Here is a 17,128-nt window from a genome sequence, read left to right on the forward strand (position 1 = left end):
CGCGATCCCATCGGTGCCGCTCCCACGGACGAGGGGAGCGGCACCGCCGGGGGGTCAGGGCACCCAGTGGTTGCCGGACACCGTGATCATGACCTGGAGCTGGATGCTGGTGGAGAAGTAGTCATCGGTGGTGAACGGGGTGTTCAGCATCTTGTTCCACAGGGCGTCCAGCCAGGCCTGGCTGCCGGAGTCGGTCATCGCCGCCACCGCGAACGGCGCGAAGTAGGCCGGCTCACTGCCGCTGGAGATCTGCGTGCCGCTGAGGGAGTAGCCAATGGCGATCTTGTTCGGGTCGCCGCCGGTCTTGCCCTTGATCCAGGTGTTCAGCTTGCGTGCGGCGGCGAGCGACTTGGCGTCGCCGCTGGTCACCGCGTCGTCGCCGATCCGCCAGGGGTCACGGCAGGCGTTCCACCAGTACTTGCCGTCGTTGGGGTCCTCCAGGATCTTGCCCGACGAGGGCTTCGGGGTGGTGTTGGTGTTGACCACGAAGTCGGCCAGCAGGCCCGTGTTCGCGGCGTAGGTCGCCTGCTGGGAGGCGATGAGGTTCTGGTGGTTGGTGCGGATGGTGTCCCAGGCCGCGTCGCCGGTGGCCTTACGGAACGCCCGGAAGTGGTCGATCATCCAGTCGGAGGAACGGCTGATCCAGTAGAGCGGGTCGCCGGAGCTCGCCCAGTCGCCGGGCTTCATCAGCTTGGTGGTCGGGTTGACCTCGCCGGCCTTGATGGCGTTGATGGTCTTGACCGCGAGCTGCCGGTAGTTGTAGGCGCCGGAGCTGCCCCACTGCCGGTCGGCCAGGAGCAGGCCGTAGGCGACGTCCAGGTCGCCGTCGGTGGCCGAGTCGCTGCCGTCGACGCTCTTGCAGGAGGCGTCCTGCTCGGCGGCGAGCAGGCCGGGGGTGATCGAGGAGGGATGGGCCAGGACGTACTTCAGCAGGCCGTCGAAGATCTTCTTGGCGTCGGGGTCGGCGCCCGCCATGGTGGCGGTGATGGCCATGCCGTAGCCCTGCGCCTCGGCCACGTACGGGTGGTCGGCGTCGGGGGAGATGATCTCGTACCAGCCGTTGCCGCAGTTCTGCTTGACGAAGGCGGTCTTCCAGCGCTTGTAGTAGTCGATCACCTTCTGGTCGAGCGCGGCCTGGTCTCCGCTGGGGCGCAGCATCCCGGAGGCGTAGGGGATCGTGTGGCTGCCGAAGGGCACGCCCGGGCCGCCCGGCGTCGGGGTCGGGGTCGGCGTCGGGGTGGGAGTCGGCGTGACCGTCGGGGTGGGGGTGGGGGTGGGAGTGCCGCCGGTGCTGCCGTAGACCTCCATCTCGTACAGCGAGTAGCCGTAGGCGGTGCCGCGGGCCGTGCCGTACAGCCGCACGTAGCGGCCGGTGCCGGACAGGGCGAGGTCGTCCACGGCGCCGTCGCCGGTGCTGGTCGAGTAGACGTCGGTCCAGGCCGAGCCGTCGGCCGAGGTCTGGATCCGGTACGCCTTGCCGTACGCCGCCTCCCAGGTCAGCTTGACCCGGGAGATGGTGGCGGACTGGCCGAGGTCGACGCGGAGCCACTCGGGGTCGTGGCCCTCCACGGAGGCCCAGCGGGTCGAGCCGTTCGCGTCGAAGGCCTTGGCCGGGCCCAGCGTGGAGTCCTCGCTGGAGGAGGCGGTGGCCGGGCGACCCTGGGACAGCAGGGAGTCGGCGGCGAAGCCGGCCGGAGCCGCCAGGACGAGCACCGACGCGATCAGTGTCAGCCCGAGCGCAGGGACGAGGATGGTCGAGGGGTGACGGAGACGGGGTCTCGCATGCACAGGGTCTGCCCTCTCTGCGATCAACTAGTTAGGAAAGATTCCTAACTAGGGCACGATGTCATCATCCCCATCGTGTGAGGGTCAAGGGGGTGAGGGGCCCAAATTGCTGCGAACCGCTGCGGCCCGGGAGAACCCGGGAGGAACGGCCGGCGCCGGCGCGGCCTCCGGGCGGGCCCGGCCGCGGGCACCGGTGCGCAGGATTCCCCTGAATGGTTGAATTCGACCATGTCATTCGATGTGTTGATCAGGGGCGGCCAGGTGCTGGACGGTACGGGCGCCCCGGCCTTCCGCGCGGACGTCGCCATCACCGGAGACCGGATCACCGCGGTGGGCCGGCTGGCCGGCGCGCAGGCCGCGACCGTGATCGACGCGTCCGGCCGGCACGTCATGCCCGGCCTGATCGACTGCCACGCCCACGGGGACGCCCTGGTGTTCGATCCGCAGGTGCAGCTCGCCGCGCTTCGCCAGGGCGTGACCACGTTCGTCCTCGGCCAGGACGGCCTGTCCTTCGCCCCCGCCTCCACCCCGGAGACCTTCGCCTACGCCACGCGCTACTTCGCGGCCGTCAACGGCATCCACCCCTCGGCCGACGGGCCGCTCAGCGTGCGGGAGCTGCTGGAGGGCTACGACCGCGCGACCGCGCTCAACACCGCCTACCTGCTGCCGCACGGCACGATCCGCTACGACGTGATGGGCGCCGCCGAGCGGGCCGCCTCCCCCGCGGAGCTGGCCGGGATGCTCGCCCGTGTCGAGCGCGGCCTGTCGGAGGGGGCGGTGGGCCTGTCCACCGGCCTGGAGTACGCGCCGGGGCGCTACGCCGACGCAGAGGAGATCGCCGCGCTCTGCGCGCCGCTGGGCGGCCTGCCGTACGTGACCCACATGCGCGGGTACGGCGCGCTGGCCAAGACGGGCATGGCCGAGGTGACCGACATCGCCCGCCGGTCGGGGGTCGCCGTGCACGTCTCGCACTACCACGGCCCGGCGTCCACCCTGCTGCCGCTGGTGGACGAGGCCCGCCTCGACGGGCTGGACGTCACCTTCGACACCTACCCCTACCTGCGGGGCAGCACGATCCTGGCGATGGTCGCGCTGCCGTCGTGGATCCCCGCCGCCGACACCGGCCGGGCGCTGGAGCTGCTGGAGTCCGAGCCGGTCGAGTGGGACGAGACGCTCTGGCCGAGGATCACCTTCTCCCACGTTCCCGGGGCCGAGTGGGCCGAGGGGCTGTCACTGCCGGACGCCGCCGCCCAGGCCGGGGTCGAGCCGGGTGAGTTCTGCCGCCGTGTCCTGATCGACACCCGGCTGGAGGCGGGTTGCGTGATAGCCCGTCCCGACGAGGGTCCCGAGGGGGAGGAATCGATCCGCGCGATCCTGCGCCATCCCGGTCACACGGGCGGTTCCGACGGCATCTACGTCGGCGGGCACCCGCACCCGCGAGGCTACGGCGCGTTCGCCCGCATGCTGGGCCACCACGTCCGCGAGAGCGGCGACTGGACTCTGGAACAGGCCGCCGTCCACCTCGCCTCCCACCCGGCCCGCCGCTTCGGTCTCGCAGGCCGAGGCCTGATCCGCGCCGGGCAGGCCGCCGACGTCGTCGTCCTCGACGCCGCCGAGGTCTCCGACCGGGCCACCTACGCCGCCCCGCGCACCCTGGCCGGTGGCATCGACGACGTTCTGGTCTCCGGCGTCCCCGTCCTCACCGGGGGAGAGTCCACCGGGGCCACCCCCGGCAGGGCGCTGCGCCCCTGAGGATAGGGTCCTCAAAAGCAACCGAAGGGGGCATCGCGTGAAGGGGATCCTCGATCCCGAGAGGGCAGTCGGCTCGTCGTTGTTCGGAGGGGGGTTCAGCTTCCCCGTGATGGTGGCGCGTCGCAGCGCGCTGGAGCACAACATCGCCACGCTCGCGACCTTCGCCGGGGAGCACGGACTGCTCCTGGCGCCGCACGCCAAGACGACCATGTCGCCCGAGCTGGTCCGGGCCCAGCTCGACGCGGGCGCGTGGGGGATGACGATCGCCACGCCCAGCCAGGCGCTCACCCTGCGCGAGTTCGGCGTCTCCCGGATTCTCCTCGCCAACCAGGTCTTCGACCCGGCCGGACTCGCCGCGCTCGCCGCCCAGCTCGACGCGGACCCGTCGTTCGAGTTCCTCTGTTTCGTGGACTCGGTGGCCGGGGTGGAGGTGTTGTCCAAACACGCCGGGGCCAGGCCGTTCCGGGTGCTGGCCGAGCTCGGGCACGAGGGCGGGCGGGGCGGCAGCCGTACGCTCGAGGATCTGCTGGAGGTCGCCTCGGCGGCGCAGGCGGCGCAGGGCGTGGAACTGGCGGGTGTCGCCGGCTACGAAGGGGCGCTGACGTCGGCCGGCGAGGTACGAACCTACCTGTACCGGCTGCTGGAGGCGCTGGAGCACCTGCGGGTGCCCGACCCGATCCTGTCGGTGGGCGGCAGCCAGTGGTTCGACGTGATCGGCCGGGAGCTCGCGACCTGCCAGGCCAAGATCGTGCTGCGCAGCGGAGCCTACGTCTCCCATGACGACGGCTACTACCGCGAGCGCACGCCCTACACACGGATCGAGGGCGAGCTGCGGGCGGCGCTGGAGGTCTGGGCGCACGTGCTGTCCGTTCCCGAACCCGGCCTGGCCATCGTCGGGTTCGGCAAGCGGGACGCCCCCTTCGACGAGGGCCTGCCGGTGCCACGCGGGGCGCTCGCGGGCGCGACGGTGCTCAAGGTGCAGGACCAGCACGCCGTCCTGCGGCTCGCGCCGGACTCGGCGGTGAAGCCGGGGGATCTGGTGTCGTTCGGCATCTCCCACCCGTGCACCGCCTTCGACAAGTGGCGGGTCATGCCGGTGGTCGACGACGACTACGTCGTCGTCGATCTGATCACTACCTATTTCTGAGTTTCGTGTGCCGTATGTCTGATTTTTCGGTTTCTAACGATTTCTAGCGGCAGGAGTGGTGAAATGAGCGGCAAGCAGGAGCTGCGCACCGACGAGGGCGCGGCACCGGTCGGCGCGTACTCACAGGGTCTCGTGGTCGGCGACTTCGTCTACACCTCGGGCGCGGGCCCCCTGGACCCCAAGACCGGCGAGGTCGTCGGCGCCGACGTGGCCGAGCAGACCCACCAGGTGATGCGCAACCTGGGCGCGATCCTCGCCGCTCACGGCCTGGGCTTCGACGACGTGGTGAAGTCGACCGTCCACCTGCAGCACCTCAAGCGTGATTTCGCCGCCTACAACGAGGTTTACAAGTCCTACTTCACCCAGCCGTATCCGGTCCGCACGACCGTCGGCTCCGACTTGATGGACATCCTGGTCGAGATCGACTTCGTGGCGTACAAGCCGCGTTAGAGTCGGATCGACTGGGTGGGAGGGCGGCGGCTTGGACAGCTCGCTATACGTCTACGTCGAAGACGTGCGCGGGGAGGGCCTGGACAGGGTCCTCGACCGGATCACCGGATACGGCGTGGCGGGCGTGACCGTGGCCGCGGCCTACCACCGTGCCCGTGACGTCACCCCCCACGGCCGCACCCGCGTGACGGTCCGCAGGGACGGCGCGCATTTCGCACCGCCCGAAGACCTGTTCGGCGGCCTCCGCCTGGTCCCGCCCGTCCAGGAGGGCGCCGAGGAGGAGCCGCTGGCGGCCCTGCGTCTGGCCACCGCCGAGCGCGGTCTCAAACTGCACGGCTGGACCGTGTTCCTGCAGAACACCACGCTCGGCCTGGACAATCCCGACGTGACCGTGCGCAACTGCTTCGGCGACCGCGGCTCGCCCGCCGACCTGTGCCCCTCCCACCCGGACGTCCGCCTCTACGCGGTGGCGCTGGGCCGGGCGGTGGCCAGGCAGGGGGTGGACAGCGTGGTCGCCGAGGCGCTGCACTTCGGCGCCTTCGGCTGCGGCTACCACAACGAGCGCAGCTTCGTCCCGCTCGGGCCGATGGACACCTTCCTGCTCGGCCTGTGCTTCTGCGACTTCTGCATGCGCCGCGCCGCCGACCTGGGCGTCAACGCCGAGGTGGCGCGGGAGGAGTGCGCCAGGATCGTGGGGGGCGTGCTCGACGGCGATCCGCCCGCGCAGGGCGAGGTGACCCGGGCGGCGCTGACCGCCTATGCCGGTCCCGAGGTGGTCGCCTACGCGCGGGCCCGCTCGGAGGTGGTGACCTCGCTGGTCTCGGAGGTCTCCACGGCCGTCACCGCCGAGGGCTCCAAGCTGGTCTTCCTCGACGCGACCGGTTCGACCAAGGGCTACATCGACGGCCTGCCCCCCGCGGGGCTCGCCGCGCACGACTCCTGGCAGCTCGGCGTGGACCTGGTCGCGCTCGGCGACCTGGTGCCCGCGCTCGGGGTGCTCGCCTACGCCCGCGACGCCGCCAGGGTCGCCGACGACGTGGGTGCCTATCGCCGCTCGACGGGCAAGGACAAGGAACTGCGGGTCGTGCTCCGGCCCGGCCTGCCCGACACCGACTCGGCCGACCGGCTCGCCGCCAAGGTCCGGGCCGTGCGGGCCGCGGGGGCGGACGCGGTCGACTTCTACGCCTACGGGCTCATGCCGTACCCGATCCTCGACCGTATCCCGGGCGCGCTGCGGAGCTGACCCCGTTCAGCTCGCCCCGTCGAGAACCGTGCGCACCGCCTCGGTGGCGAAGTCCTCGTCGAGGGGAAGCCCTCGGAAGACCGCGCGCAGCCACACCGCTCCGGCGAGCAGATCAATGATCAACATCGGGTCGGCCGTGACGGACAGCTCCCCGCGCAGCCGCGCCCGCTCGAAGACGGCCTCCTCTCGGGCGAACCGGTCGGCGAAGAAGCGCTGGGCCGCGGCGGCGAGCTCGGGGTGGTGTACGGCGGCGCCGAGCGCGGCCACCGCGACGTCGGCCGCGGGGGGCCGCGTGAGCAGCTCGGCCATCCCGCGGACCAGCGCCTCCAGGTCCTTCCTGAGACTGCCGGTGTCGGGCGGCTCCATCGCGAGCAGGTCGGCCTCGACCAGCGCGGCGGCGAGCAGTGCGGCTTTGGACGGCCACCACCGGTAGATCGTCGTCTTGTTGACCCCTGAGCACTCGGCCACACCCTCCACGGTCAGCCCTTCGTAGCCCTTGGCGGCGAGGAGTTCGAGTGTCGCCTGGAAGATCTGCTGTTCCTTGCGCGGTGCCATGAGCCCACTGTAGCAACGCAACGGTGCGTTGTGTTTAAATGAAAAGCAACGCACCGTTGCATTTGGAGGTCAGTGATGCTGCCCGTCGTCTTCATCCACGGAATCAGGGTCAGCGGGACCATGTGGGAGCCCGTCATCTCCCGCCTCGACCGGCCCGCGACGGCCCTGGACCTGCCGGGGCACGGTGTCCGTCGCGGCGAGCCGTTCTCGATGGACGCGGCGACGTCGGCCGTGGCCGACGCGATCGACTCGCTCGGCGGCCGGGCTCTGGTGGTGGGACTCTCGCTGGGGGGCTATGTCGGCATCGCCACCGCCGAGCGTTTCCCCGAGCGGGTCGCCGGGCTGGCGGCAATGGGCTGCACCTCCCGAGGCGCGGCGATGGTGGGCCTCTACCGGTTCGCCGCCTCGCTCGCCGCCCGTGACCCGTCGCGCGCGAACCGGATCAGCTCCCTTCTCCTGCGCCGCCTCCTGCCCGGTCCCGCCGGCGCGGCGATGGTGACGGGCGGGCTGTCATGCGAGGTGATGCCGCAGGCCGTCGAGGCCGTGGCGGGGCACGACCAGCTCGCGGCGCTGGCCGCCTACCCCGGACGGGTGTGGCTGGTGAACGGCGCCCGTGACAGGTTCCGTATCAACGAGCGCGACTTCCTCCGCGCCTGCCGGGACGGGCGGCTGATCCTGATCCCCCGTCGCGGGCACCTGGGCGTGCTGAAGGGGCCGGGGCCCCTGGCCCGTCTGGTGGGCGACCTGTGCGATCAGGTCGATCGGCCGGAGAGGGCGGTCGCGACGCCCAGCCCGAGGTAGACGATCCCGCTGAAACGGCGCAGCACGCCGGAACGGCCGCGCAACCGCCTGCCGAGCACGCCCGCCCCGGCGGCGTAGACCAGGTCGGAGACCAGGCCCAGGAGCAGCAGGGTGCCGCCCAGGACGATGATCTGCAGGGGCACCGACCCCGCCTCCGGATGCAGGAACTGCGGCAGGAAAGCCAGGAAGAACAGGATCACCTTGGGGTTGAGCACGTTGACGACCACGCCTTCGAAGAAGATCGCCCGCAGCGGCTGCGGCGTGGTCTCCCGGGCGGTGAGCTCCTGCCCGCCGGTCAGCGTCCGGATGCCCAGATAGACCAGGTAGGCCACGCCGGCCCACTTCACCACGTTGAAGAGCGTGGCGGACCGGGCGATCACATAGGAGAGTCCGGCCGCCGCCGCGGCGATGTGCACCAGGGTGCCGGCCTCCACGCCGAACGCGCTCGTCATCGCGGCCGCCCGGCCCTGGGCGATGCCCCGGGCGGCGATGTAGAGGTGGTTCGGTCCGGGGACCAGGACCAGGGCCAGGGACGCCAGCGCGAAAACCAGATATGTGGACAGAGGCATCATGGATCAACCCTAGGACGGCGCCGCCTTCGGCCGTCAGGACCATTCGCGGGTGCGGTTCGTGGGCCATTCGGTCCGTCGCCGGTGGGCCGTGACAGCCGTGACAGGTGTGGCAGATGTGATATGTCGGTGTGTCTGACGGGTCGGTGGGCCGTGGTAGGTCGGCGTGCCGTGACGGGTCGATGTGCCTGACGGGTCGGCGCGTCTGACGGGTCGATGTGCCGTGGCAGGTCGGTGTGCCTGGCAGGTCGGTGTGTCGTGACATACTCGCCGACGTGGGGTGGCAAAAGGAGCAAAGCGCTCTTATAGGACGATCGGCAGAGCTCGGTCGCTTGGCCGCCGTGCTCGACTCGGCCGCCGGTGGGCTGGCCGGTGTGGCCCTCGTCGGAGGTGACGCGGGCATCGGCAAGACCCGGCTGGTGACGGAGCTGAGCGAGCGGGCCAGGGCGGACGGCTTCGCCGTACTGGTCGGGCAGTGCGCCGAGCTCGGTGACGCGCTGCCGTACCTTCCGCTGGCGGACGCCCTGCGCGGGGCGGAGGGAGAGCTGCGCGCGGCGATCGACGCCCGGCCCGTCCTCGGCAGGCTGCTGCCCGGCGGCACCGACCTCGGCTCGGCGGCCGCCTCCGGTCTCACCCAGCAGCAGCTGTTCGGCTCGATGCTCGGGTTCCTGGCCGTACAGCCCGTGCTGCTGATCCTGGAGGATCTGCACTGGGCCGACCAGTCCACCCGCGACCTGCTGGTCTTCCTCAGCCGGATGCTGCAGACCGAGCGCGTCTGCCTGGTCGGCACCTACCGGACCGACGATCTCCACCGGCGCCACCCGCTGCGCCGGGTCCTCGCCGAGCTCAAACGCCTTCCCTCGGTCACCGCCGTCGAGCTGAGCCCGCTCGACCGCGGCGAGATGGCCGACTACCTGACCGCCCTCGGCGGCGACGACGCCCAGGTGATCAGCGAGGTCGTCGACCGCGCCGAAGGCAACCCGTTCTACGCCGAGGAGCTCCTGGAGGCCGCCACCGAGGGTTCCGCCATGACCGACGGCCTGGCCAGTCTGCTGCTCTCCCGGGCCGAGCTGCTCTCGGACGCCGCCCAGCGGGTGCTGCGGGGCGCGGCCGTGGCGGGCCGGCGCGTCGACCACGACCTGCTGCGGGAGGCCTCCGGCCTGGACGAGCTGACCTTCGAGGAGGCCATGCGGGAGATCGTCTCGCGTGGGCTGCTGCGTCTCAGCGGGGACTACGGCTACGCCTTCCGGCACGCCCTGCTCCAGGAGGCCGTCTACACCGACCTGCTGCCGGGCGAGCGGACCCGGATGCACTCGGCGTTCGCCCGCCTGCTCACCGCCCGCGAGGGGGCCGCCGCCGAGCTCGCCTACCACTACCTGGCCGGCCACGACCTCGCCGACGCCCTGTCCGCCTCGGTCGAGGCCGGACGGCGGGCCGAGCGGCTCGGTGCCCCCGCCGAGGCCCACCGCCACTTCGAGCAGGTGCTCGCCCTCTGGGACAGGGTGCCCGACGCCGAGCGTCTGGCCGGGACCGACCGCGTCCGCCTCACGCTGCGCGCCGCCGCCGCCGCGGCCGACATGGGCGACAACCACCGGGCCGTCGCCCAGCTCAGGGAGGTCCCGCCGTCGGCCGAGACCTCCGAACGGCTCGCCTATTATCTCTACGACTCCGACGACGTGCCCAGAGCGGTCGTGGCCGCCGAGGCGGCCGTGGCCGCGGCCCCTCCCGGCAGCCCCGTCCTCGCCCGCGCGTTGGCCACCCTCGCCCGCACGTTCAGCTGGAGCCCGCGGCACGCGGAGGTCAGGCCCCTCGCCGAGCACGCGCTGGAGGTCGCCCGGGCGACGGGAGCGAGCGACGCGGAGAAGAGCGCGATGATCACGCTGGCCTCCTGTGCGGAGTTCGAGGGCGATCTCGCCCGTGCGGAGGAGCTGTTCGGCTCGGTCGTCGTCCACGACTCCGGCGACCTGGCCATGGACCTGCGTGCGATCTTCCACCACGCCCGCGTCCAGTTCGCGCGCGGGTCCATGGCCGCCGCCGCGGTGATCGCCGACCGGGGCGTACGGCTGGCGAAGGACAGCGGGCTCTCCTGGAGCACCTACGGCACCGACCTGCGATTCCTCCAGTTCCTGATCCACTACACGGCCGGGGACTGGGCGCGGGCGCAGGAGACGGCCGCCGGATTCGGCACGCGCGTCGGCAAGATCCCCGAGGCCATCCTCTCCTCCTTCGCGCTTTTCATCGAGGTCGCCATGGGGTCGCCCGCCGTCGAGGAGCGGCTGACCTGGCTCCGGCCGTTCTGGTCGGACTCCCTGGTCGCCTACATGTCCCGGGGCCTGGCCGCCGAACACGCCCTCTGGCGGCAGGAGCCCGAGCTCGCTCTGGAGCACGCGACCGCGGTTCTCGACGCCATGGACCCCGCCGACGCGGGCAACATCCGCATCGGCGCGGTCGCGCTGTGGGCGCTGGCCGACCTGGGGCGCACCGAGGGCGCCGACGAACTACTCGCCCGCGCGCGGGCGACGGCGGCGGCCCGTCCCGGCATGGGGTTCGAGGGACGAGCCTGGCTGGCGCGCGCGGAGGCCGAGTGGCACCGCGTGCACGGTCGCGCCGACGTCGAGGCGTGGCGGGCGGTGGTCGAGGCGTTCGACGCCGGGTTCGTCTACGAGGTCGCACGCTCGCGGTGGCGGCTGGCCGAGGCGCTGCTCACCTCGGGTGACCGGATCTCGGCGCTGAAGGAGTGGGAGCGCGCCGTCGAGGACGCCACGTCGCTGGGCGCCCGGCCGCTGGGCACGGCCCTGGCGGAGCTGGGCCGCCGCGCCAGATTCACCCCGGCACAGCCGGGGATGCTCACCGGCCGGGAGCGAGAGGTGCTCGCGCTGGTGGCCGAGGGCCTGCCCAACCGCGAGATCGGCGAGCGGCTGTTCATCGCGCAGAAGACGGTGAGCGTGCACGTCTCCAACATCCTGGGCAAGCTGGGCGTGTCCTCACGGACCCAGGCCGCCGCGGTGGCACGCAGGGAAGGTCTGGTCTAGGAGGTCGACGAAGACCCTCGGACCGCGCTCCGCGTTCTGGTCATGCTGGGCTACACCCTGCGGGGCGCCATCCGGTGGCCTGACTCGCGGCGGCACTGGGCATGCGGGATCTGTTCGTACGGACCTGTTCATACGGACCTGTTCGTACGGACCTGTTCGTACGGACCTGTTCGTACGGACCTGTTCGTACGGACCTGTTCGTACGGACCTGTTCGTACGGACCTGTTCGTACGGACCTGTTCGTACGGACCTGTTCATACGGACCTGTTCGTACGGACCTGTTCGTACGGGCCAGGAGCCAGACTTCCCTGCGGCGGCGCTAGCCCCGGGTGGCGAGGGCCAGATCGCGGACGACTTGGATCAGCTCGGCCGGGTCGAAGGGCTTGGTGAGATAGGCGTCGACCCCGATGCCGAGCCCCCGGCGTTTGTCGTCCTCCTGCGCCCGCGCGGTGATCAGGACCACCTTGATGTGACGGGTCTCCTCGTCGCCCCGCAGTCTGGTGGCGGTCATCCAGCCGTCCAGCCTGGGCATCATGACGTCCAGCGTGATCACGTCGGGCATCACGTCGAGCACCCGATCCAGGCAGTTCTGCCCGTCGTAGGCGGTCTCCACCTGGAATCCCTCCAGGGTCAGATTGACCGCGATGAGCTGCCGGATGACCTCGTCGTCATCCACCACCAATACCTTGCCCAGAACCTCGCCCACGGCCGTGAGGCTAACTCCTCGAAGGCGGGTCGTGCGCGGTTTTCGGCGGATGCGTACGGACGTCCGGCCGCCTCCGGTGGATTTCCCGCCGGCGGCAGGTTTCCCGCCGGCGCGCCGGAGACGTCCCGAGGCTTCGCTCCGCTCGTCTCCGAGCGCGCCGTACGGCGTGGCCAGGACGGCCGGAAGCCTCTGATCTCACGTTGGATCACCCGTCGTGGCTGTGGACGGTCCGGCGTTTCTCCACAGAAGGCCGGCGGGGGTCAGCTCCTGTCGGGTATTTGGCCGCTGCTCTGCACGGTCGGCAGTTAACCCACACTGACGTTACGACGGTGCCTCCTCCGGCGGTCTTGATCCTGCGCTCCTCGTTGTAGCCGCCTGCTCCGTTGCGATGAAGCGGATCTCCGTAACGCCGGGTTCGACGATGCCCACAGGCTTGTCAAGACGCAGAGAACATCACCAAATCGCTCCCTTGCCCCTCCTGGAGGGCTCTTGCCACGCTCCAATACCGGCGATTGGATCTAGAGGGTGATCTTCTGCGGTGCGTCACCAGCGGGGGTTTCGGACGCACCGCCACACATCGAGGTCACCCACCCCCTTTGGACACCTGGAAGAGACCCGCCCACAAGGAGGCCATGCCCATGTCCGACGCCCCACTGCTGCACTACAGCACCAGCACCGCACCCCTTCAGGCAGGCAGCCCCGACAAACCCGCCGCCAACACCATCGACATCACCGTCTCCAGCCCGGCCGACCAGAACATCTACTGCAACAAGATCGAAATCGCCGTCCCGATCAGCGCACCCGACGACGGAGGCGCATACTTCACCGAGAACCCGCAATCCTCGATCACCGGCAAATGGAGCCCCGCGTCCGCCCAGATGAAGACCGGGCAGGAACTCGGCCTCGAACCGGCCACGAACTACTACCACGTCATCTTCCAGGCCCCGCCCATACCGAGGTTCGACCTCATCGACAAACCGCTGACAATCAGCATCACCGGCAACGTCGCCGCCACCCCCGGCAGCACGCTCACCTGCCCGAGCACCGAAAACTCCGGCACGGCCAGCGGCAAATACACCCGCAAGACACCGCAGGAACTGACCTGGGACACCGCGAAACCCGTCTTCTACCTGCACAACCTCCTGTCCAGTGCCCCGGACAAGCCGACCGTCCCCAGGACGAAGTTCAACGCCGGCGACGAGGTCTACCTCACCTGGGAGAGCAACGGCAGCTTCTTCCAGCTCTACGACGGCGACGGCACGACCCTCTACGAAGGCTCCGCGACCTCCTACACCATCCCCAGCGGCAAGATCCTCAACGACACCACCTTCACCCTGAAGGCGTCCGAGAAGAACGCCGCCGGTTTCGAGACGGTCGACCAGTACGCCACCCTCTCCATCAACATCACCAATCCCACCCTCGATGACCTGAAGATCACGAACAAGCTCACGACCGTCGGTTCCAACGGTTTGATCGTCAACGGAGACCTGGCCGCGCAGTCCTCGCTCAACGTCTCCGGGAGCCTGACCGCGCAAGGCGACATGTACGCGCGGGCCAACCTGCAGGTGGACCATAACGCCACCGTCTATGGAAAGGCTAATCTCACCGCCTTGTTCGAGGAGGCGATCAAGCTCGAACCCGTTTTTGATAACATTAGAACAGAATATATCTACGCAGAGCACGACGGTATCCTGGTTATCGAGAATACGTATACGGGCAATTACTATGGGGATGATGTGCCGTACATCTTCGTTTATGAAGGGGATGGCGAAGGGGCGGCGACCGTAGCTGTAAGCATAAAGGGGAGTCCGGCTTGCTATACGATTCCCGTGCGAAAAGGGCAGAAATGGGCCCTTTGGAATCTCAACTCCGATTCATATAATAGCTTCAGGTTTTACTGGGTCGGTTTTTCCTGAAAAGGAACGCATTTACGAGTGATCTAACGACAGATCGCCAAATGAGTCGCGGTCTTACGGCTCCTAACAAAAGGAGGCTTCTGGACCTCTGGGAATGACGGTGTGTCAGTTCTCGTTGATGCTGGCCGAAGGGGGTTCGAGCCAGTCGAGACGAGGAAGACCGCTGCCAGACCGTGGGAGATCGACGACGGATTGTGGGCGCGCATCGAGCCGCTGCTGCCGGTCGTCCCACGTAATCCGCGGCGTCCAGGTCGTAAGCGTCTGGATAGTCGCAGGGTGCTGTACGGGATCCTGTTCGTGCTGTACACAGGGATCCGCTGGGAGCATCTGCCCCAGAAGCTGGGCTTCGGCTCCGGGATGACCTGCTGGCGACGACTGCGCGCCGCACTTTGTTGAGCGTAAGGACGGGCGATCGCCTCAGGCGATGGCCCGCTCGATGCGTCAGAACGCCATACGTAGCAGTCGGGCCCGCGCAGCCTCACATCCGGGATCTCAGCACGTCGACCTCACAACCCGGCGCGAAGGGGTCGAAGCCGTGCTCGATCAGCCAGCGAACTGCCAGAAGGCTTCGCAACGACCACCACGCGTGGATCACGTCGAGGTCGATGTCGGCGCCATAGCCGGCGATGACGTCGTCGAGGTGCTCCTCGTGCCCGAGCGTGAAGGTGGCGAGGTCGTACAGGGCATCACCCTGGCCCGCCTCGGACCAGTCGATGATGCCGGTGACCTCGTCGCCGTCGACGAAGACGTGCGCGATCTGCAGGTCGCCGTGCGTGAACGCCGGAGTCCACGGCCGGAGCGCGGCCTCGGCGACCTGGCGGTTGCGGGTGACCAGGTCAGCGGGCAAGACACCGTTCGTCACGAGCAACTCGCACTCGTCGTCGAGTTCCGCCGCCAGCGCGACGATGCCCGGCCCGGCCCGGCCCGGCCGGGGCGGCAGGGGCGCGTCGTGCAGCTTCCGGATGGCGGCGCCCGCCGCGGCCCACGCCGCCGGCGACCCGGTCGACGGCCCGCCGAGGCGCCCAAGCGTCGTCCCCGGGAGTGCGGCGATCGCGAGCACGGGCGGCTTGCGCCACAGGACTTCCGGGGTCGGGACCGGCGCGAGGGACATCGCCTCGACCTCGACGTCGATGCGCGCCTGATCGGCGTCCACCTTCAAGAACACGTCACCGACGCGCAGAGTCGCGCGCTCGGAATGGGCGACGACGACTCTGACCTCATCCATGGGCGACCAGTATCCCGGGGATGATCGCCGACGTCTCCAGGTTTATCGCGTGCGATTACGCGGCTGACCGCGTCCCGCTACCCGACGGTCTCGTGCACGACACCGGCCTCTGACCAGGTCAAGCCCACCATTTTGTTAGGAGTCCTTAGTGCGGCGGCCAGGCGAGTCTTTGGGACGGCGACGGGTGAGGGCATGCCCGATGCCGTCACCGATGCGCGGACGGTCACCCTGTCCGGCTACGCGGCACGGCACGACATCCGGATCACGATTCCAACGGTGCTCGGGTTTGCCGCCAGCGCGGCTAGGCGGCGCTACTGGTCCTGGCCCACTTGCGCAATGGCGACACCTACGCCCGCCTGGCCGCCGGCTTCGCCATGGGGACCACCACGGCCTGGCGCTACGTCCGCGAAGCCGTCGATCTCCTGGCCGCCCTGGCCGACGACGTGCGCCCCGCCGTCGAGCGCGCATCCCGGCTGGCCTACACCATCCTGGACGGCACTCTCATCCCGATCGACCGCCTCGCCGACGAGCGGCCGTATTACATCGGCAAACACAAGCAGCATGGAATGAACGTGCAGCTGCCGGCTGACCCCATGGGCCGACCGGTGGGGGCCTCGCCCGCGCTGCCGGGCGCCGTGCACGATGTGACCGCCGTGCGGAAGGTCGGCCTGATCGGCGCCCTGACCAGCGCCGGCGTGAAGACCTTCGCGGACAAGGGTTACCAAGGCGTGGGCGGCACGATTCGGACGCCGTTCAAGCGGCATCGCCATCGTCCCTGGTTGTCGCGCGGACAGCGGGACGTCAACCGCGCCCACGCCCGTATCCGGGCCATCGGTGAGCGTGCCGTCGCGACCTTGAAGGGCTGGAAGGTGCTGACCAGGCTGCGCTGTTGCCCGCATCGAGCGACCGCGCTCGTGCAGGCGATCCTTGTGCTGCAGCTCGTGGAAGAAGGCCGCTACTCAGGATGAAATGGCTCTTGTCGTGTCGGTGGGTGCTGCGAGCATGACGGGATGATCGCGACTCCTGACGACTACTCCTGGTTCTCCCGCGAGCGCTTCCCCGGCCTGGCGGATGCCTACTGCTTCACCTACGTCCGCGGCCTGACACCTGAGGAACTGGTGACCTGGCTCGGCGTCCGGGTTGAAGACTGCTCTCGCATGACGCTTGATGAGCTGATCCGGCGGCAAACCTTCGGTGCCGTCTCCGTTGGAGACTGGGTACTCCTCGTCGAGGCCAACGGCGGGCTCGGCGTCACCGAAGAGATCATTATGCCGCTGTCGGCGGGCACCCGCCTTGTCTCCCACTTCTACCTCGATGTCGAGGGCATGGACTACTTCCACTGGATCGACGACGGAAAGATCCGATTCGAGTTCCTGCACCAGGAAGGCTATTCCCACTGGATCAAAGACGGGAAGATCCAGCTCGAGTTCCCGCACCAGGAAGGCTACTCAGAGGAGATGCCGGACGAACTCGCAGAGACCCTGGAGCGGATCGACTCCCCCGTCTATCCGATCGCCGACCCCCACGAAGGGCCGGCGTTCCTCCTGGCCGAGCGCCTCACCGGGATCACGATGACGCCGCAGCTGCTGGAGGAGTCCACCTATCTGTGCTGAGGCATTCCTGGATCAAGGTGAGCGGAACTCACCGTCCACGGCCCCCGCGAATTGGCCGTGGACGGTGGATCACTTCGCTGCGCGCTCCTGCGGGCTCCGTAGAGGCACTATTCTCCGCGGGCCTGCCGTACCAGGCCGTCAGGATGAAAAAGCCTCACGGGAGGAACTCATATCCGAGTATGTGAATGCAGAGATGCCCCCGGCCGTGCGGACGGCTCATCCTGGCGGGGGTGCCTGTAGCAGAGATCGCCCGGCGTCTGGGGCACTCTGTCCGCACGCTGCTGAGCACCTACGCTCACTGGATCGACGGCGGCGAAGAAGCGGCAAACGCGCA

13 protein-coding genes and 2 pseudogenes are annotated in these 17,128 nt (G+C 69.4%); 10 read left to right on the plus strand and 5 right to left on the minus strand.

Annotated features, from left to right (window positions below):
* Positions 1 to 54: 54 nt before the first annotated feature.
* A complete protein-coding gene (locus tag ACQPYK_RS08800; RefSeq protein WP_433252993.1) occupies positions 55 to 1,788 on the minus strand; it encodes a glycosyl hydrolase family 8 in 1,734 nt (577 codons plus the stop codon).
* Between the two features lie 225 nt (positions 1,789 to 2,013).
* Here ACQPYK_RS08800 and ACQPYK_RS08805 point away from each other — a divergent pair, with 225 nt between their 5' ends.
* The 4 genes from ACQPYK_RS08805 (at position 2,014) to ACQPYK_RS08820 (ending at position 6,377) form a co-directional block, all read left to right on the plus strand.
* Complete coding sequence (locus ACQPYK_RS08805; RefSeq protein ID WP_433252995.1) at positions 2,014 to 3,537, plus strand: N-acyl-D-amino-acid deacylase family protein; 1,524 nt, start codon at positions 2,014 to 2,016, stop codon at positions 3,535 to 3,537.
* Between the two features lie 37 nt (positions 3,538 to 3,574).
* Positions 3,575 to 4,684, plus strand: coding sequence for an alanine racemase (locus ACQPYK_RS08810; protein WP_433252998.1), 1,110 nt, complete (start codon positions 3,575 to 3,577; stop codon positions 4,682 to 4,684).
* A gap of 63 nt (positions 4,685 to 4,747) precedes the next feature.
* Entirely contained in the window at positions 4,748 to 5,134 is a 387-nt protein-coding gene (locus ACQPYK_RS08815) for a Rid family detoxifying hydrolase (RefSeq protein ID WP_433253001.1), read from the plus strand.
* Positions 5,135 to 5,165: 31 nt separating this feature from the next.
* Entirely contained in the window at positions 5,166 to 6,377 is a 1,212-nt protein-coding gene (locus ACQPYK_RS08820) for a hypothetical protein (protein WP_433253004.1), read from the plus strand.
* 6 nt (positions 6,378 to 6,383) lie between these two features.
* Here the strand turns inward: ACQPYK_RS08820 and ACQPYK_RS08825 are convergent, their stop codons facing one another.
* A complete protein-coding gene (locus ACQPYK_RS08825; RefSeq protein ID WP_433253007.1) occupies positions 6,384 to 6,932 on the minus strand; it encodes a TetR/AcrR family transcriptional regulator in 549 nt (182 codons plus the stop codon).
* Between the two features lie 75 nt (positions 6,933 to 7,007).
* Between ACQPYK_RS08825 and ACQPYK_RS08830 the strand changes: the two genes are divergently transcribed.
* A complete protein-coding gene (locus tag ACQPYK_RS08830) occupies positions 7,008 to 7,733 on the plus strand; it encodes an alpha/beta fold hydrolase (RefSeq protein ID WP_433253010.1) in 726 nt (241 codons plus the stop codon).
* On the opposite strand, the gene ACQPYK_RS08835 is transcribed toward ACQPYK_RS08830, so the two are convergent.
* Positions 7,685 to 8,305 (minus strand): LysE family translocator, encoded by a 621-nt coding sequence (locus ACQPYK_RS08835; RefSeq protein ID WP_433253013.1) that lies wholly within the window; start codon positions 8,303 to 8,305, stop codon positions 7,685 to 7,687. The two genes, ACQPYK_RS08830 and ACQPYK_RS08835, sit on opposite strands and share 49 nt — an antisense overlap.
* 272 nt (positions 8,306 to 8,577) lie before the next feature.
* Here ACQPYK_RS08835 and ACQPYK_RS08840 point away from each other — a divergent pair, with 272 nt between their 5' ends.
* The gene (locus ACQPYK_RS08840; RefSeq protein ID WP_433253016.1) at positions 8,578 to 11,334 is read left to right on the plus strand and encodes a helix-turn-helix transcriptional regulator; all 2,757 of its coding nucleotides are present in this window, start codon (positions 8,578 to 8,580) and stop codon (positions 11,332 to 11,334) included.
* Positions 11,335 to 11,653: 319 nt separating this feature from the next.
* On the opposite strand, the gene ACQPYK_RS08845 is transcribed toward ACQPYK_RS08840, so the two are convergent.
* Positions 11,654 to 12,040: a response regulator transcription factor gene (locus ACQPYK_RS08845; protein WP_433253019.1), complete on the minus strand. Its 387-nt coding sequence runs from the start codon at positions 12,038 to 12,040 to the stop codon at positions 11,654 to 11,656.
* Between the two features lie 638 nt (positions 12,041 to 12,678).
* On the opposite strand from ACQPYK_RS08845, the gene ACQPYK_RS08850 reads away from it, so the two are divergent.
* Positions 12,679 to 13,956 carry a hypothetical protein gene (locus ACQPYK_RS08850; protein WP_433253022.1) on the plus strand — a complete coding sequence of 426 codons (1,278 nt, stop codon included), beginning with the start codon at positions 12,679 to 12,681 and terminating at the stop codon, positions 13,954 to 13,956.
* A gap of 180 nt (positions 13,957 to 14,136) precedes the next feature.
* Positions 14,137 to 14,337 (plus strand): annotated as a pseudogene (locus tag ACQPYK_RS08855) (transposase); the annotation flags it as partial.
* Positions 14,338 to 14,434: 97 nt separating this feature from the next.
* Here ACQPYK_RS08855 and ACQPYK_RS08860 read toward each other — a convergent pair.
* Positions 14,435 to 15,181 (minus strand): phosphotransferase family protein, encoded by a 747-nt coding sequence (locus ACQPYK_RS08860; RefSeq protein ID WP_433253025.1) that lies wholly within the window; start codon positions 15,179 to 15,181, stop codon positions 14,435 to 14,437.
* A 308-nt stretch (positions 15,182 to 15,489) separates the two neighbouring features.
* On the opposite strand from ACQPYK_RS08860, the pseudogene ACQPYK_RS08865 reads away from it, so the two are divergent.
* Together ACQPYK_RS08865 and ACQPYK_RS08870 are read left to right on the plus strand one after the other, a co-directional pair.
* Positions 15,490 to 16,149: pseudogene (locus tag ACQPYK_RS08865) on the plus strand (transposase family protein); the annotation flags it as partial.
* Between the two features lie 42 nt (positions 16,150 to 16,191).
* Complete coding sequence (locus ACQPYK_RS08870; protein ID WP_433253028.1) at positions 16,192 to 16,794, plus strand: DUF6461 domain-containing protein; 603 nt, start codon at positions 16,192 to 16,194, stop codon at positions 16,792 to 16,794.
* Positions 16,795 to 17,128: the final 334 nt, after the last annotated feature.

Origin of the sequence: Streptosporangium sp. CA-135522 (genome assembly GCF_050949235.1) — a bacterium.
Lineage (GTDB): Bacteria > Actinomycetota > Actinomycetes > Streptosporangiales > Streptosporangiaceae > Streptosporangium.

What these genes read in the sequence shown, in the direction of transcription:
- ACQPYK_RS08805 (WP_433252995.1), top strand. Translation starts at nt 2,014, where the DNA reads ATGTCATTCGATGTGTTGATCAGGGGCGGCCAGGTGCTGGACGGTACG.
- ACQPYK_RS08815 (WP_433253001.1), top strand. Translation starts at nt 4,748, where the DNA reads ATGAGCGGCAAGCAGGAGCTGCGCACCGACGAGGGCGCGGCACCGGTC.
- ACQPYK_RS08825 (WP_433253007.1), bottom strand. Translation starts at nt 6,932, where the DNA reads ATGGCACCGCGCAAGGAACAGCAGATCTTCCAGGCGACACTCGAACTC.
- ACQPYK_RS08830 (WP_433253010.1), top strand. Translation starts at nt 7,008, where the DNA reads ATGCTGCCCGTCGTCTTCATCCACGGAATCAGGGTCAGCGGGACCATG.
- ACQPYK_RS08835 (WP_433253013.1), bottom strand. Translation starts at nt 8,305, where the DNA reads ATGATGCCTCTGTCCACATATCTGGTTTTCGCGCTGGCGTCCCTGGCC.
- ACQPYK_RS08850 (WP_433253022.1), top strand. Translation starts at nt 12,679, where the DNA reads ATGTCCGACGCCCCACTGCTGCACTACAGCACCAGCACCGCACCCCTT.
- ACQPYK_RS08860 (WP_433253025.1), bottom strand. Translation starts at nt 15,181, where the DNA reads ATGGATGAGGTCAGAGTCGTCGTCGCCCATTCCGAGCGCGCGACTCTG.
- ACQPYK_RS08870 (WP_433253028.1), top strand. Translation starts at nt 16,192, where the DNA reads ATGATCGCGACTCCTGACGACTACTCCTGGTTCTCCCGCGAGCGCTTC.